We start from the raw sequence: 15,037 nt of genomic DNA on the forward strand, positions 1-15,037 counted from the left end.
TCCACCCCTTGCGCCTAACGCGACGCCGGCTTGCCGCCGGATACATGCGGCGAAGGTGGAGGTTGCGTGATTCCCGAAGGCACGAGCGAAATCGAGACGACCATCCGCGCGGTGCTGGTCGACGTTCTGGCGCTCGACCCGGAGCGCGTCGCCGCCTTCCACGCCGACACGCCGCTGTTCGGTGCGCTGCCCGAACTCGATTCGATGGCGGTCGCGGGCGTGCTCACCGAGCTGGAGGACCGGCTCGGCATCGTCATCGAGGACGACGAGGTCGATGGCGAGATGCTCGAGACGTTCGGCGCGTTGGTGACGTTCGTCGCCGGCAAGGCGCTGGTTTAAGGCCCCAACCGTCGACGTCGTCATCCCCGCGAAGGCGGGGATCCAGAACCTCTGACCTCGGGCCCCTTGCAAAGACCCGCGTGTCTGGATTCCCGCCTTCGCGGGAATGACGAAATTACGGAAAGAAGGTAACCTTCCCGTTACCCCGGACTTGATCCGAGGCTCCGCTTCTTCTTGGCCACAGAAGTAAGAAGCGGGACCCCGGATCAAGTCCGGGACGACACTAGCTGGCTTACTGGCAGGCGAGGCACTCGTCGTAGTCGGTCGTCTCGCCGATCGAGAATTTCGGCGTGTCGATCGTGTTGTCGGCCTCGACTCCACCCGATCCTTCCGAGCCCGCGAAGCCGGCGCGCTGCACCGACTTGGAACGGAGATAGTAGAGCGACTTGATGCCCAGCTCCCACGCGCGGAAGTGGAGCATCAGCAGATCCCACTTCTCGACGTCGGCGGGAATGAACAGGTTGAGCGACTGCGCCTGATCGATGTACGGCGTGCGGTCGCCGGCGAGTTCGAGCAGCCAGCGCTGGTCGATCTCGAACGAGGTCTTGTAGCAGTCCTTCTCCTCCTGGCTGAGGAAGTCGAGGTGCTGCACCGACCCGCCGTGTTCGAGGATCGAGTTCCACACTGTCTCGGCGTTCTTGCTCTTCTCGCTGAGCAGCTTTTCCAGATACGGGTTCTTGACCGCGAAGCTGCCCGACAGCGTCTTGTGCGTGTAGATGTTCGCCGGGATCGGCTCGATGCACGCGCTGGTGCCGCCGCAGATGATGCTGATCGACGCGGTCGGCGCGATCGCCATCTTGCAGCTGAACCGCTCCATGACGCCGACATCGGCGGCATCGGGGCACGGCCCGCGCTCATGCGCCAGCACCATCGACGCCTCGTTCACCTGCGCGTTAATCTGCTTGAACATGCGCAGGTTCCAGCTCTTGGCCATCGCGCCTTCGAACGGCAGCCCGCGTGCCTGCAGGAACGAGTGGAAGCCCATTACGCCAAGCCCGACCGAACGCTCGCGCGCCGCGCTATAGGCCGCGCGCTCCATGCCGGGCTCGTGGCGGTCGATGTAGTCCTGAAGCACATTGTCGAGGAAGCGCATCACGTCCTCGACGAAGCCCTTCTCGTCCTTCCATTGATCCCACGTCTCGAGGTTGAGCGACGACAGGCAGCAGACCGCGGTGCGATCGTTGCCGAGATGGTCGGTGCCGGTCGGCAGCGTGATCTCGCTGCACAGGTTCGAGGTCGAAACCTTCAGCCCCAGCTCGCGGTGATGCTTGGGCATCGTCGAGTTCACATGGTCGGAGAAGACGATGTACGGCTCGCCGGTCGCCAGCCGGGTCTCGACCAGCTTCTGGAACAGCGCGCGCGCATCGACGGTGGCGCGAACGGTCTTGTCTTTCGGCGACAGCAATTGCCATTCCGCGCCCTCGCGCACCGCCGCCATGAACGCGTCGGGGATCAGCACGCCGTGGTGGAGGTTGAGCGCCTTGCGGTTGAAGTCGCCCGAGGGCTTACGGATTTCGAGGAATTCCTCGATTTCGGGATGCGAGATGTCGAGGTAGCAGGCCGCAGAGCCGCGGCGTAGCGAGCCCTGGCTGATCGCGAGGGTCAGCGAATCCATGACGCGGACGAACGGGATGATCCCGCTGGTCTTGCCGTTGAGCCCGACCGGCTCGCCGATCCCGCGGACGTTGCCCCAATAGGTGCCGATCCCGCCGCCGCGCGAGGCGAGCCAGACGTTCTCGTTCCACGTCTTGACGATGCCGTCGAGGCTGTCGGGGACCGAGTTGAGGTAGCAGGAGATCGGCAACCCGCGTCCGGTGCCGCCGTTCGACAGAACGGGCGTTGCCGGCATGAACCACAGCTTAGAGATATAATCGTACAGCCGCTGCGCATGCGCCTGATCGTCGGCATAGGCGCTGGCGACGCGGACGAAGAGGTCCTGATAGCTTTCGCCCGGCAGCAGATAGCGATCCTTGAGCGTCTCCTTGCCGAAATCGGTCAGCAGCGCGTCGCGGCTGTGATCGACGTCGAGCGGGAAAGGCGCGGTGCGCGCGCCATGCTTGGCGATCGCCTGTTCGGTGGCGGTCGCCTCTGCGGTCGCCTGGGCCGTCATCGCCTCGATCATGTCTGCGCTCATCGCCTCGGCGTCCGTGGTCGTGAAGTTCATGCTCTCGCCCGCCTGTCAGTGGTGCGATCCGTTCGGATCGGCTATTCGATAACCCCGACCGGCCGCGCAACCGATGTGGGGCGTCACCCGCCACCTTACCACCGATAGCGCCGGTGCCCGGCCTCTACCTCTACAGATTGTGGCAGAAGCGCACGACGGGCAAGTCCCGCGATAGGACCGCCTCCGGCCATATGATGATGCGACGCGCGGACTTCCGCCAATTTCCGAAAGCGCAAGTCGCCAAATTTTTTTTCACCATCCCGGGCCGTCGCTCGGGCGAATCGCGGCGCTGTTGCCGCGGAGCGAGCGCGCTTATAGAGCGTCGCCATGACGACCGTGATCCGTACCGCCGACCTGATCGAGAGCGTCGCCGACGCGCTCCAGTTCATCAGTTACTATCACCCGATGGATTATATCCGCGCGCTGGGGACCGCCTACGAAGCGGAGCAATCGCCCGCCGCCAAGGATGCGATCGCGCAGATCCTGACCAACAGCCGGATGTGTGCGGAGGGGCATCGCCCGATCTGCCAGGACACCGGGATCGTCAACGTCTTCGTGAAATGGGGCATGGACTGCCGGCTCGACGAAAACAGCCGCTCGATGCAGGAGGTCGTCGACGAGGGGGTGCGGCGCGCGTATCTCCATCCGGAGAACAAGCTGCGCGCCTCGGTGCTTGCCGACCCGGCATTCACTCGCCGCAACACCAAGGACAATACGCCGTGCGTGCTGCACGTCGAGATGGTGCCGGGCAACACCGTCTCGGTCGATGTCGCGGCCAAGGGCGGCGGCAGTGAGAACAAGTCGAAGTTCAAGATGATGAACCCCAGCGATTCGATCGTCGACTGGGTGGTCGAGATGCTGCCGCAGATGGGCGCGGGCTGGTGCCCGCCGGGGATGCTCGGCATCGGGATCGGCGGCACCGCGGAACATTGCGTGCTGCTCGCCAAGCAGGCGCTAATGGAGCCGATCGACATGGGCCCGCTCAAGGCGCGCGGGCCGCGCAACGATATCGAGGCGCTGCGGATCGAGATCTTCGACAAGGTCAATGCGCTCGGCATCGGGGCGCAGGGGTTGGGCGGGCTGTCGACGATCCTCGACGTCAAGATCAAGGACGCGCCGTGCCATGCCGCGGGCAAGCCGGTGGCGATGATCCCGAACTGCGCCGCGACCCGCCACGCGCATTTCACGCTCGACGGATCGGGGCCCGCGTTCCTCGAAGCGCCCAAGCTGGCGGAATGGCCGGACGTCAACTGGACCCCCGACAAGGCCGCGATCCGCGTCGATCTCGACACGCTGACGCCGGAGGTGGTGCAGTCGTGGAAGCAGGGTGACCGGTTGCTGCTCAACGGCAAGATGCTGACCGGGCGTGACGCCGCGCACAAGCGCATTGCCGACATGCTGGCGAAGGGCGAAGAGCTTCCGGTCGAGTTCAAGGGCCGCGTGATCTATTACGTCGGCCCGGTCGATCCGGTCGGCGAGGAAGTGGTGGGGCCGGCGGGTCCGACTACCGCGACGCGGATGGACAAGTTCACGCGGATGATGCTCGATCAGGGCCTGCTCGCGATGGTCGGCAAGGCCGAGCGCGGGCCGGCGGCGACCGATGCGATCCGCGAAGCGAAGAGCGCGTATCTGATGGCGGTCGGCGGCGCGGCCTATCTGGTCGCGCGCGCGATCAAGGGTAGCAAGGTTGTCGGCTTCGCGGATCTGGGCATGGAGGCGATCTACGAGTTCGAGGTGTCCGACTTCCCGGTGACGGTGGCGGTCGATGCCGAGGGGAATAACGTCCACCAGCTCGCGCCGCTCGTGTGGCGCGAGAAGATCGCGCGTGAGGGGTTGTTGGTCCCCGCCAATTGACGTCACCCCGGGCTCGACCCGGGGGCCCGCTTCCTGTCGCGCGTGAGAGAAGAAGCGGGGTCCCGGATCAAGTCCGGGACGACGACGTCAGGCGCGCGGCTTACGGCCCCAGGGTTCCTCGCGGAACCACTTGGTGATGATGTATTTGGTGCCCTCCAGCACCGCCATCCCTTCGTGGAGCGTCGCAATGTTCGGGCTGCCGTCGGGGTTCATGTTGTTCCACGCCAGCAGCATCCCCTTGCGCGGTGCGACGCGCAGGCCGCCCTTGGGGAACCAGGTCGCGCCGCCCTCCTCGACGTCGTTGAGGTAGATCATCGCGGTGAAGGTGCGCTGTCCGCCATTCTCGCGCATCGCCGGCCAATAGCTTTCGGCCTCGTGGAAATAATCGTGGTGCGCGCGGAACAGCTGGCCGGGCGCATAGCGCTGCCCCTGCATCGTCTCGCCGAACTCGGGCGCGATGCCGAGCGACGCGGCGATATATTCGTCGATCTGACGGATGCCGTCGGCGTTGCGGTCCATGTCGCAACTGTCGCTGGTGCGGCTGGCGGGACCGCCGCGGTCGCTGAACAGCGTCGAGGGGCGGCGGTTGCCGTCGATCACCTGCACCAGCCAGTCGCAATTGGCGGCGTCGAGGAAATCGGGGCAGCGCCACGCCGCGACCGTGTCGCTGGGCAGGCGCTGCATTCGAGGATCGGCGTCGAGCCGCGCCGCCACCGCCGCGCCTTGCTGGGCGCGGACGGCGGACGGGTGGCCGGGCGGGGTGGTGGCAAGCGACATGCGCGCCGGTGTGTCGCGCGCCGCCGCGACTTTCAAGCCACCGACGTCACTCGAAGATGCCGTGGATCACGTCGACCACCGTGCCGTCCTCGATATCGACCAGCAGCGCGTCGTCGTAATAGCGGACCCAGCGATACGGCTCCTCGGCATCGGGCAGCCGGTAGGCGTAGGGATCGTAGATCCAGTAGCGCGGCGTGTAGAGCATCGGGGCGAGCGGCATGCCGACCCCGAAGCGCCGATAGCCACCGCTCCAGCCATAAGGCGCGTAATAACGCGGCAGGCGGAACGCCGAGCGCCGCTCGTCACGATAACGGCTCCAGTCGTAGCGCGGCTCGCGGCGCCATGCGCGATCCCAGCGCCCGTCGCGCTCCGAGCGCCAGATCGCGGCGGGCGGCGTCGGCGCCTCGCGGCGATCGTAGCGGCGGCGGCCAGGCTCGGCGGTCCAGTCACGTTCGGGGGCGCGGCGCGCCACGTCGCCGCGCTGGTCCCGATATTGATCGCGCTGCCATGCCTCACGCGGCTCCGGGGCGCGGCTGCTCCGCCAGTCGCCGTTCGGTGCGGGCGGACGGGGGAGGGAGTCTTGTCCGCGATCGTCGCGTCCCCAGCGCTCGGCACCGCGACGATCGGGCGTGGCGCCGTCCCGTTCCCAGCGGCGCGGTGCGGGCTCCGACGCGCGAGTCGCGGGTGCGGCCGGGGCAGGGCGCGCTGCAGGCTCGGGTGGCGGGGTCGGCCGCTCGGGGCGTTCCCGCCGCCATTGCCCGCGATCCATCGACCGCGCGTCCTGCGCATGCGCCGGCGGCACCAGCGCCGTCATCGACAACAAGCCCGCCACCATCGCCTTCAACATCGCCACCTCCGACTATCGTGCCGCCGTCCTGCCACGCGGTGCGACAACGAAGACTGAACCGGTCGTGCAGCCGATTGAAAGCCACGCGTCATCCCCCGGCGAGGATCGCCCCGACCCGCTCGATCAACAGCCGGCGCGGATAGGGTTTGCGGATCAGCCGATCCTCGCTGACCCCCGCCAGATCGGACGGATCGGCATGGCCGGTGACGAACAGCACCGCGATCTGGCGGTGAAGCTCCTGCAGACGGCGCGCGAACTGGACGCCCGTCATGCCCGGCATCGCGATATCGGTGACGACCAGCCGAACCGCCGGTTCGTGGACCAGCGCCTCCAGCGCCGCCTCGCCATCGGCCGCCTCGATCACGCGGCATCCCGCCTCGCGCAGCGCCTCGACCGCGACCTGGCGGACGCGGTCGTCGTCGTCGAGCACCATCACCGTTGCGCCATCGATCAGCTCGGCAGGCCCGATCGCCGGCGCGACGGGCGTCACCTCGGCGGGCGCCACGGCGGCGCGCGGCACGAACACGCTGACCGTCGTCCCGCGCCCCGGCGCGCTGTCGATCCGCACCCCGCCGCCGGATTGCTTGGCGAAGCCGAAGACCTGTGCCAGCCCGAGCCCGGATCCCTTGCCGACCTCCTTGGTGGTGAAGAACGGCTCGAACGCGCGCGCCAGCACCGCCTCCGACATGCCGATCCCGGTATCGCCGACCGCGACGCGGACATAGTCGCCGGGCGGCGGCTCCTCGGCGCGCTCGGGCCGGCCCCGCGTGGCATTGTCGACCGACAGCACCAGCGTGCCGCCATCCGGCATCGCATCGCGCGCGTTGATCGCGAGATTGAGGATGATCAGCTCCATCTGCGTCGGATCGACGAACGCCGGCCAGACGCCGGACGGGGTGCGCGTTTCGATCGCGATGTCGCGCCCCAACGTGCCGCCGAGCAGTTCCAGCAATCCGGCGACGGTGCGGTTCAGATCGACGACCTTCGCCTCCAGCCGCTGCCGCCGCGAGAAGGCGAGCAATTGCGCGATCAGCGCCGCGCCGCGCTCTGCGGCGATGCGGACATGCTCCAGCCGCGGTTCGAGCCGGGTATCGATCAGTCCGCGCTTGCCCGCCGCGACCAGCGAGTCGATATTGCCGAGGATCACGGTCAGCAGATTGTTGAAATCGTGCGCCACGCCCGAGGTGAGCTGCCCGATCGCCTCCAGCCGCTGCATCTGGTGGAGCGCCTCCTCTACGCGCTCGCGCTCCGCGATCTGTTCGGTCAGCTCGGCGGTGCGGTCCGCGACCCGTGCCTCCATCCGCTCGCCCGCAAGATGCGCGTCGGTCACGTCGATCGCGCAGGCGGTATAGCCCTGGAACATGTCGCCGATAAAACGCGGACGCGCCTCGACGTGCATCCAGCGCGTCGCGCCTGCGGGCGTCAGCAGCGGATGCTCCCCGTTGAGCGGGCGCGGGGTTGCGAACCAGCCGGTGCGCGCGGCCGACGCGGCGCCGCGGCGATCCGGGCGTAGCAGCTCGACCCAGCCGCGCTGCTCGATCGTCTCGGGCGCGACACCGAGGATCGTCTCGAACCCGCGGCTGGCGAAGGTAACCTGACCCTGCGGATCGGTCATCCACACCAGCGCGGGCAGGCTGTCGGCAAGCGTGCGGAAACGCGCCTCGCTTTCGCGCCACGCCTCGGCCTGCAGCTTGCGCGCGGTGATGTCGATGATCGTGCCGACCACCCGGACGCAGGTGTCACCCTCGAAGATGCCGCGCCCGCGCACCGAAAGCCAGCGGACGCCGCCGACGCGTTCCTGCGCGACGCGGTATTCGACGTCGAACAGCCCGCGCTTGGCGGGGTCGATGACCGGCAAGAAGGCTCTCTCCAGGATCGGGCGGTCCTCGGGCTCGACCAGGCCGCGGAACGCTTCGCGGGTCAGCGGCGGGCTGCCGGCGGGAAGTCCGTAAAGCGACATGCCGAGCGGGGAGCAGATGAAGCGATCGGAGCGGAAGTCATAGTCCCAGGTCGCGATCTCGCCCGCCTCGGTCGCCTGTTCGAGCGAGGCGCGTCCGCGCGCCAGCGCCTCGCGCGCGCGGTGCCGGTCGGTGCGGTCGACTCCTTCGATGAAGATGGCGGTCACGTCGCCCTGCTCGTCGGTGATCGGCTGGCAGATGAAGTCGATCCAGTAATCGCGCAACACGCCCGGCTCGGCGGTCGGCAACTGTACCGGCATGTCGACCGCGCGGAACGGCTGGCGCGTCGCGCGAACCTCGTCGAGCCGGTCGATGAAGCCGGCGGCGGCGACTTCGGGTATCGCCTCGGCATAGCGGCGCCCCACCAGTTCGCGGTCGCCGGTCATGCGGCGGTAGGTGGCGTTGGCCAGTTCGATGACATAGTCCGCGCCGCGCAGCACTGCGATGAAGCCGGGCGCCTGATCGAACATCTGGTGCAGCCGTTCACGCTCGCGCTTCGCCGATTCGACCGTGCGCATCCGCTCGGTCACGTCGGACACCACGCCCAGCACTCCGCCGACGGTGTCGTCGTCGAGCATGACGGCGGACAGCGACAGGTCGAAATGCAGCGTGGAAGGACGACCGTCCGTCAGCACGTGGAAGCGGCGGTCGCCGGCCGTCAGCGTTCGCCCGGTTGCGAAGACCTCGTCGACCATCGGCGCGACTTCGTCCCACGCCCGGTGCCAGCGCCGGTCGGCGGTCTGACCCAGCGCCGCGGGATGACGCTCCTGCAGCAGCGTCGCATAGGCATCGTTATAGAAGACGTAGCGCTGCGGACCCCAGATCAGCAGGATTTGCGCCCCGGTCGGCAGCAGCAATTCCAGCGTGCTGCGCAACGGCGCCGGCCACGCCTCGATCGGGCCGAGCACGGTGCCCGACCAATCGGTCGTGCGGAGCAGCTTTCCGACTTCTCCCCCCTTTTCAAAAGGGTGCCGGTCGTGATCCGGGCGGGAAGGAGGCGGCGTCATCCTTCCTGATGTAGCTTAGCCGGGGCATCGCGAACAGTTGGCAAACTTGGTGCGCCGCCGGTATCTGAAGGGTCATGAACCCTGCCTTCCGCTCGCTGCATCGCCACGGCATGGTGCGCGTCGCCGCCGCCACCCCGCTCGCCACAGTCGGCGACCCCGCCGCCAATGCCGAGGCCGCGCTCGCGATCGCGCGCACCGCGCACGACGCCGGTGTCGATCTGGTCGTCTATCCCGAGTTGAACCTCAGCAGCTATGCGATCGACGATCTGCACCTGCAATCGGCGCTGCAGCGCGCGACGCGGGAGGCGATCGCGGCGGTGACGGCGGCGAGCGCGGACCTGGGTCCAGTGCTGCTGGTCGGCGCAGCGCTGGAGCGGGGCGGCCGGCTCTACAATTGTGCGCTCGCCGTCGCGCGCGGGCGCGTGTTGGGGGTGGTGCCCAAGACGTTCCTGCCGAACTACCGAGAATATTACGAGAAGCGCTGGTTCGCGAGCGGGGCGGGGCTGGCCGGGCTCACGATCGCGATCGATGGCGAGGACGTGCCGTTCGGGACCGACCTGCTCTTCGCCGCCGACGATCTGCCCGACTTCGTGATCCATGCCGAGATCTGCGAGGATTATTGGGCGCCGACCCCGCCCTCGACGATGGGGGCGCTGGCGGGGGCGCTGATCTGCGCCAATCTGTCGGCGTCGAACGTCGTGATCGGCAAGTCGCGCGAGCGGATGATGCTGTCGGCGTCGCAGTCGGCGCGCGCGATGTGTGCCTATGTCTATTCCGCCGCCGGGCCGGGGGAGAGCACGACCGATCTGGCGTGGGACGGACAGGGCAGCATTCACGAGTTGGGCGAGTTGCTGGCGACCTCCGACCGCTTCGCGCACGAACCAGGGCTCACGATCGCGGATGTCGATACCGAACGGCTGGTGCAGGAGCGGCTGCGCAACGGCACCTTCAACGACGCCGCCGCCTTCGCCGCGCATCCCGAGACGCGCTTTCGCCGTGTCGCTTTCCGGCACCAGCCCGAGTTTGCCGACGTCGGGCTGAAGCGCGAGATCCGCCGCTTCCCCTTCGTGCCCAACACCCCCGACAAGCTCGACGAGGATTGCTACGAAGCCTTCAACATCCAGGTCGAGGGAATTGCCAAGCGCTTGGTCGCGGCACGTGCGCAGCGGCTTGTCATCGGCGTGTCCGGCGGGCTCGACAGCACGCACGCGCTGATCGTCGCCGCGAAGGCGCTCGACCGGCTGGGGCGGCCGCGCAGCGACATCCTCGGGATCACCATGCCCGGCTTCGCGACCAGCGAGGGGACGAAGGGCAACGCGTGGAAGCTGATGCGCGCGCTGGGCATCACCGCCGAGGAAATCGACATCCGCCCCGCCGCGGCGCGGATGCTGGAGGATATGGGGCATCCGTTCGGGCGTGGCGAGCCGGTGTATGACGTGACGTTCGAGAATGTGCAGGCGGGGCTGCGCACCGATTACCTGTTCCGCATCGCCAACCAGCGCGACGGGCTGGTGGTCGGCACCGGCGATCTGTCGGAGCTGGCGCTCGGCTGGTGCACCTATGGCGTCGGCGACCAGATGAGCCATTATGCGGTTAATGCCGGCGTGCCGAAGACGTTGATTCAGTTCCTGATCCGGTGGGCGATCGGCACCGACCAGTACGATCGCGAGACCGACGCGGTACTGGAGGCCATTCTAGGGCAGGAAATCAGCCCCGAACTGGTCCCCGGCGAGGTGATGCAGAGCACCGAGAGCAAGATCGGGCCGTATGCGCTCAACGATTTCTTCGCGCATTACCTGATCCGCCACGGTCTCGCGCCGTCAAAGGTCGCGTTTCTTGCGTGGCATGCGTGGCACGATGCATCGACGGGCCGCTGGCCGATCGGTTACCCGGAGAACGCGCGTATCGCCTACGATCTGGCGACGATTACGCATTGGTTGGAGCGGTTCCTGATCCGCTTCTTCCAGACCAGCCAGTTCAAGCGCTCGGCGATCCCCAACGGGCCGAAAGTCTCGGCGGGCGGGGCACTGTCGCCGCGCGGCGACTGGCGTGCACCGTCCGACGGCACCGCGGCAGCGTGGCTGGCGGAGTTGAAGGCGAACGGGCCGGATATTGAAGGGTAATCGACTTTCGTCATCCCGGACCCTTCGACAAGCTCAGGAGAACCTTGATCCGGGACCCACTTTTTTCTTAAAGGCGTGAGAAAAGCGGGGCCCCGGATCAAGTCCGGGGCGACGAAGGAGGGGCGGTGATTCGCGGTAAAGCGCGCGGGCTTCCCTTCCTTACAAGCGGGTCGTAGAAGGTGCCATGCTACAGGCAAGCCCGGGGTTCTCGCTGTCCACGCGTCCGGCCGCGCTCGCGCGCTGGCTCTATTGGGTCGCCGCGCTGATCGTCGCGATGGTGGTCGTCGGCGGGATCACTCGCCTGACCGAATCCGGGCTGTCGATCACGCAATGGAAGCCGATCAGCGGCGTCGTCCCGCCGCTCACGCCGGCACAATGGCACGCCGAGTTCGCCAATTATCAGCGCATTCCCGAATATCAGCAGCTCAATCGCGGCATGACGCTCGACGGGTTCAAGGCGATCTTCTTCTGGGAATATCTCCACCGGCTGCTCGGGCGCGTGATCGGTTTGGCGTTCGCGTTGCCGCTGCTGTGGTTCGCGGCGAAGCGGCAGATCCCGCGCGGCTATGGCTGGCGGTTGAGCGCGCTGCTGGCGCTCGGCGGATTGCAGGGGGCGATCGGCTGGTGGATGGTCGCCTCCGGCCTGTCGGTGCGCACCGACGTCAGCCACCTGCGGCTCGCGACGCACCTCGGGACCGCGCTGTTCATCCTCGGCGGGATCATCTGGACCGCGCGGGACCTGAGTGCGCTCGCCACCAACCCGCTAGCGCGTCCCGCGGCGCTGCGCACGGGCGCGGCGCTGGTGATCGCGACACTGGCGCTGCAGATCATTCTGGGTGCGCTGACCGCCGGGCTCGACGCGGGCTATGCCTTTTCGAGCTGGCCGCTGATGGGCGACGCGTGGTTTCCCGCGAACGTGCCAATGCTGACGCCGGCGTGGACCAATGCGATCGACAATCCGGTCCTTGTGCAGTTCCTCCACCGCTGGATCGCGTTCGTCACTGCCGGGGCGCTGGTGTGGCTGGCGTATCAGACGCGGAAGATGCGCGCGGATCGGATCGCCGCCGTGGTCGCGCTGCTGGTCGTCGTCCAGATCGGGTTGGGGATCGCGACGCTCCTGTCGGGCGTGGAGATCGTCGTCGCCGTCGCGCATCAGGCCAACGCCGCGCTGCTGCTGATCGCCACTGTCGTCGCCGCGCACACCGTCAGCCGCCGCCGCGCGTGAGGGTGCTGGCGATTGCCGCGCTGCTGTCGAGCGGCGTGGTAGAGGCGCGGTTCGCCCCCATATTGGGCGCGCCGTACCGACTGTTGCGGACGCAGCAGCATTATGACAGCCGCAATGGCGAACGCCGTTTCGACAGCGAGCGACGGGTCGTCTTTTTGCGCGAGGGCCGCGGCTACCTGGTGCGGCTCACGCTGGTCGTCACCAGGGACAGCCGCCCCGACAGCCATTATGCGATGCTGGCAGCGGGGATGGCCGGTCGGCCGATCGAGGTGGAGCTGGATCGGCGCGGGCACCTTCTGAGCGTCCGCGAGTTGGACGCGATCTGGGCGCGGTTGCGCGCCGCGATCGGGGCCGCGGCGACCAGCGACGCGTTGCGGCTGACCCTGTGGCGGGTTCACGACGCGGCGACCACGGCGCAGCGCGTGCAGGTGGTGGCAGGCGTGCTGGCGATCGTGCTCGCACCGTACGAAGCGGAGCAGCGAGCAGGCACCCGCGCGGTCACCTTGCCGTCGGTCGGCGCGGTGCGGCTGGCGGCACCGATGCAGGGAATCGAGACGGTCCACCGGAGCGGTGCGCGGGTGGAGATCACCGCCGAGGCGAAGGCTGACGACGGCGGCACAATCGTCTCGCTGTCGCGGCACCGCACGATCGATGCCGCCAGCGGGTTGGTCACGGAGCAGCGGGAGGAGCAGACGATCGGCGCGGATGTCGGGAGCGAGGCGCATCTCGATCGTGACACCACCACGATCAGATTTGCCCCTGCGGTATCATAATACCCGTCAGCAAACCCGCGGAAACCTTGACAGGATCGGCCGCGCGCGGCATTGCGCCGCCATCGACGCGTGCACCCGGCGGGGTGGCGCGTTTTTTCTCTTTCGACGCGAAATGAAGGTCACCAGGCACCATGAAGGCGCTGATGAAGACCACCAAGGCGGCCAAGCCGCACGAGGTGGAAAAGAAGTGGCACATCGTCGACGCCACCGACCTCGTGGTCGGTCGTGCGGCGGTGGTGATCGCCAACGTGCTGCGCGGCAAGCACAAGACCAGCTTCACCCCGCACGTCGATTGCGGTGACAATGTCATCGTCATCAACGCGGACAAGGTGCGCTTCACCGGCAACAAGCTGACCGACAAGGTCTATTACAAGCACACCGGGTATGCCGGCGGCATCAAGGGCATCACGCCGGCCAAGGTGCTGGAGGGCAAGTTCCCCGAGCGCGTGCTGGAAAAGGCCGTCGAGCGCATGATCCCGCGTGGTCCGCTGGGCCGTCAGCAGATGCGCAACCTGCGCATTTTCGCGGGCGCCGAGCATCCGCACGAAGCGCAGAACCCGGAAGTCCTCGATATCGCGGCCATGAGCCGCAAGAACAAGGTGGGCGCATAATGTCCGACAACCGCCAGTCCCTTTCCGATCTGGGTGCGGCGCTCCAGCAGCAGCAGCAGGCCACCGACGGCGCGCCGGTCGAAACCTCGGCCGATGCGTATCTGGCCGGTGACGTGCAGGAGCCGGTACAGCGCGCGCCGCTGCGTGCGCAGGAAATCGACAAGTACGGCCGCGCCTATGCGACCGGCCGTCGTAAGGATGCCGTCGCGCGTGTCTGGCTGAAGCCGGGCTCGGGCAAGATCACGATCAACGGTCGTGACCAGGAAGTCTATTTCGCGCGTCCGACCCTGCGTCTCGTCATCAACCAGGTGTTCGGGATCACCGAGCGCGAAGGTCAGTATGACGTGATCTGCACCGTCAAGGGCGGTGGTCTGTCGGGTCAGGCCGGTGCGGTGAAGCACGGCATCAGCCAGGCGATCACCCGCTACGAGCCGGCGCTGCGCGCTCCGGTGAAGGCGGCAGGCTTCCTGACCCGCGATCCGCGCGTCGTCGAGCGTAAGAAGTACGGCCGCGCCAAGGCACGTCGTAGCTTCCAGTTCTCGAAGCGCTAAGGTAAGGCGGGTGGTGCCGGCTGTGCCGGCATCGCTCGACGACTTGGCTCGCCAGCGATGGTACGAAGGGGCGGTCCGGCAACGGGCCGCCTTTTTGCTTCTGTCGCGCCGGCGATCCCCGGCCCCAAATATCGACTGTTCCGATTCGGTACTGTCATGAAGCGACAGGCGTATCGCGACCGTCGCAAACGAGGCATCCTGCCGCTACGGCATCTGCCATCCAATATACTTCTCGGGGGAGGGGACATGAAGAAGTTAGCGTATATCGCCGCGCTGATCATCGGGACGACGGCTGCCACGAACGCATCGGCCGCGCTGCTGGCGACGTGCAGCGTCAACGACATCGCGCCCACCGCGCAGGCGTGCGTTGGGTTCCAAAACGGCAACCTGCTCAGCAACAACCAGTCGGACGTCGATGCGCAGACCGCTGCCTTGAAGCAGCTCGGTTTCGACTGGTCGGGCACGACGGTGGCGAAGGTCACCGGCCTGAACAGCGCGACGACCGTCAACTTCGGCACCGCTTTGAAGGGCGTTACCTACATCGCCGTGCATTATGGCAACGGCACGGGCGGCCCGGGTAACGGCACCGCTTTCTATCGTCTGGATGCGGGCAGCAATCTCTCGTCGATTACGTTGAGCTACAAGTCGGCGAGTTCGAACGCCGTCCTCTATGCCACTAACGTCGGTGCGGCCGTCCCGGAACCAGCGACCTGGGCGATGATGGTCCTCGGCTTCGGCCTTGCAGGCTATGCGATGCGCCGCAGTGCGCGTCGCGAGATGACCGCGCTTCGCGCTTCCTGACCGGCAT

Annotated in this window: 13 protein-coding genes; 8 read left to right on the forward strand and 5 right to left on the reverse strand. The window is 67.3% G+C overall.

Features of this window, described 5'->3' with window-relative positions; all coding sequences use genetic code 11:
• Positions 1–66 precede the first annotated feature (66 nt).
• Positions 67–339, forward strand: a complete 273-nt coding sequence (locus tag SPHPH_RS0102315) for an acyl carrier protein (RefSeq protein WP_028965238.1) — start codon at positions 67–69, stop codon at positions 337–339.
• A gap of 232 nt (positions 340–571) precedes the next feature.
• Here SPHPH_RS0102315 and SPHPH_RS0102320 read toward each other — a convergent pair whose 3' ends face one another.
• Positions 572–2,449, reverse strand: coding sequence for a ribonucleoside-diphosphate reductase subunit alpha (locus tag SPHPH_RS0102320; protein ID WP_420329296.1), 1,878 nt, complete (start codon positions 2,447–2,449; stop codon positions 572–574).
• Positions 2,450–2,830: 381 nt separating this feature from the next.
• Here SPHPH_RS0102320 and SPHPH_RS0102325 point away from each other — a divergent pair, with 381 nt between their 5' ends.
• Positions 2,831–4,357 (forward strand): fumarate hydratase, encoded by a 1,527-nt coding sequence (locus SPHPH_RS0102325; RefSeq protein WP_028965240.1) that lies wholly within the window; start codon positions 2,831–2,833, stop codon positions 4,355–4,357.
• Positions 4,358–4,444: 87 nt separating this feature from the next.
• Here SPHPH_RS0102325 and SPHPH_RS0102330 read toward each other — a convergent pair whose 3' ends face one another.
• The 3 genes from SPHPH_RS0102330 to SPHPH_RS18705 form a co-directional block, all read right to left on the reverse strand.
• Positions 4,445–5,134: a prolyl hydroxylase family protein gene (locus SPHPH_RS0102330; protein ID WP_028965241.1), complete on the reverse strand. Its 690-nt coding sequence runs from the start codon at positions 5,132–5,134 to the stop codon at positions 4,445–4,447.
• 46 nt (positions 5,135–5,180) lie between these two features.
• Positions 5,181–5,981 carry an RcnB family protein gene (locus SPHPH_RS0102335; protein WP_156025772.1) on the reverse strand — a complete coding sequence of 267 codons (801 nt, stop codon included), beginning with the start codon at positions 5,979–5,981 and terminating at the stop codon, positions 5,181–5,183.
• 88 nt (positions 5,982–6,069) lie between these two features.
• Positions 6,070–8,847, reverse strand: coding sequence for a PAS domain-containing hybrid sensor histidine kinase/response regulator (locus SPHPH_RS18705; RefSeq protein WP_051272793.1), 2,778 nt, complete (start codon positions 8,845–8,847; stop codon positions 6,070–6,072).
• A 173-nt stretch (positions 8,848–9,020) separates the two neighbouring features.
• On the opposite strand from SPHPH_RS18705, the gene SPHPH_RS0102345 reads away from it, so the two are divergent.
• From SPHPH_RS0102345 to SPHPH_RS0102355, 3 genes are all read left to right on the forward strand, one after another.
• Positions 9,021–11,069, forward strand: coding sequence for an NAD(+) synthase (locus tag SPHPH_RS0102345; protein WP_028965243.1), 2,049 nt, complete (start codon positions 9,021–9,023; stop codon positions 11,067–11,069).
• A 184-nt stretch (positions 11,070–11,253) separates the two neighbouring features.
• Complete coding sequence (locus SPHPH_RS0102350) at positions 11,254–12,294, forward strand: COX15/CtaA family protein (protein WP_028965244.1); 1,041 nt, start codon at positions 11,254–11,256, stop codon at positions 12,292–12,294.
• Positions 12,291–13,067: a hypothetical protein gene (locus SPHPH_RS0102355; RefSeq protein ID WP_156025774.1), complete on the forward strand. Its 777-nt coding sequence runs from the start codon at positions 12,291–12,293 to the stop codon at positions 13,065–13,067. Before SPHPH_RS0102350 ends, SPHPH_RS0102355 begins: the two co-directional genes overlap by 4 nt.
• Here the strand turns inward: SPHPH_RS0102355 and SPHPH_RS21295 are convergent.
• Positions 13,042–13,224, reverse strand: coding sequence for a hypothetical protein (locus tag SPHPH_RS21295; RefSeq protein WP_162143904.1), 183 nt, complete (start codon positions 13,222–13,224; stop codon positions 13,042–13,044). The two genes, SPHPH_RS0102355 and SPHPH_RS21295, sit on opposite strands and share 26 nt — an antisense overlap.
• Between SPHPH_RS21295 and rplM the strand changes: the two genes are divergently transcribed.
• From rplM to SPHPH_RS20345, 3 genes are all read left to right on the forward strand, one after another.
• The gene (gene rplM / locus SPHPH_RS0102360; protein ID WP_028965246.1) at positions 13,199–13,678 is read left to right on the forward strand and encodes a 50S ribosomal protein L13; all 480 of its coding nucleotides are present in this window, start codon (positions 13,199–13,201) and stop codon (positions 13,676–13,678) included. The genes SPHPH_RS21295 and rplM overlap by 26 nt on opposite strands.
• Positions 13,678–14,229 carry a 30S ribosomal protein S9 gene (gene rpsI, locus SPHPH_RS0102365; protein WP_028965247.1) on the forward strand — a complete coding sequence of 184 codons (552 nt, stop codon included), beginning with the start codon at positions 13,678–13,680 and terminating at the stop codon, positions 14,227–14,229. Before rplM ends, rpsI begins: the two co-directional genes overlap by 1 nt.
• 156 nt (positions 14,230–14,385) lie before the next feature.
• Entirely contained in the window at positions 14,386–15,030 is a 645-nt protein-coding gene (locus SPHPH_RS20345; RefSeq protein WP_238302813.1) for a PEPxxWA-CTERM sorting domain-containing protein, read from the forward strand.
• Positions 15,031–15,037 lie beyond the last annotated feature (7 nt).

The organism is Sphingomonas phyllosphaerae FA2 (genome assembly GCF_000427645.1).
GTDB classification, from domain to species: Bacteria; Pseudomonadota; Alphaproteobacteria; order Sphingomonadales; family Sphingomonadaceae; genus Sphingomonas; species Sphingomonas phyllosphaerae.

Bases quoted from the DNA above. Each gene is read 5' to 3' on its own strand.
- SPHPH_RS0102350 (WP_028965244.1), top strand. From the start codon at position 11,254: ATGCTACAGGCAAGCCCGGGGTTCTCGCTGTCCACGCGTCCGGCCGCG.
- SPHPH_RS0102330 (WP_028965241.1), bottom strand. From the start codon at position 5,134: ATGTCGCTTGCCACCACCCCGCCCGGCCACCCGTCCGCCGTCCGCGCC.
- rplM (WP_028965246.1), top strand. From the start codon at position 13,199: ATGAAGGCGCTGATGAAGACCACCAAGGCGGCCAAGCCGCACGAGGTG.
- SPHPH_RS0102325 (WP_028965240.1), top strand. From the start codon at position 2,831: ATGACGACCGTGATCCGTACCGCCGACCTGATCGAGAGCGTCGCCGAC.
- SPHPH_RS0102335 (WP_156025772.1), bottom strand. From the start codon at position 5,981: ATGTTGAAGGCGATGGTGGCGGGCTTGTTGTCGATGACGGCGCTGGTG.
- SPHPH_RS0102345 (WP_028965243.1), top strand. From the start codon at position 9,021: ATGAACCCTGCCTTCCGCTCGCTGCATCGCCACGGCATGGTGCGCGTC.
- rpsI (WP_028965247.1), top strand. From the start codon at position 13,678: ATGTCCGACAACCGCCAGTCCCTTTCCGATCTGGGTGCGGCGCTCCAG.
- SPHPH_RS0102320 (WP_420329296.1), bottom strand. From the start codon at position 2,449: ATGACGGCCCAGGCGACCGCAGAGGCGACCGCCACCGAACAGGCGATC.
- SPHPH_RS20345 (WP_238302813.1), top strand. From the start codon at position 14,386: ATGAAGCGACAGGCGTATCGCGACCGTCGCAAACGAGGCATCCTGCCG.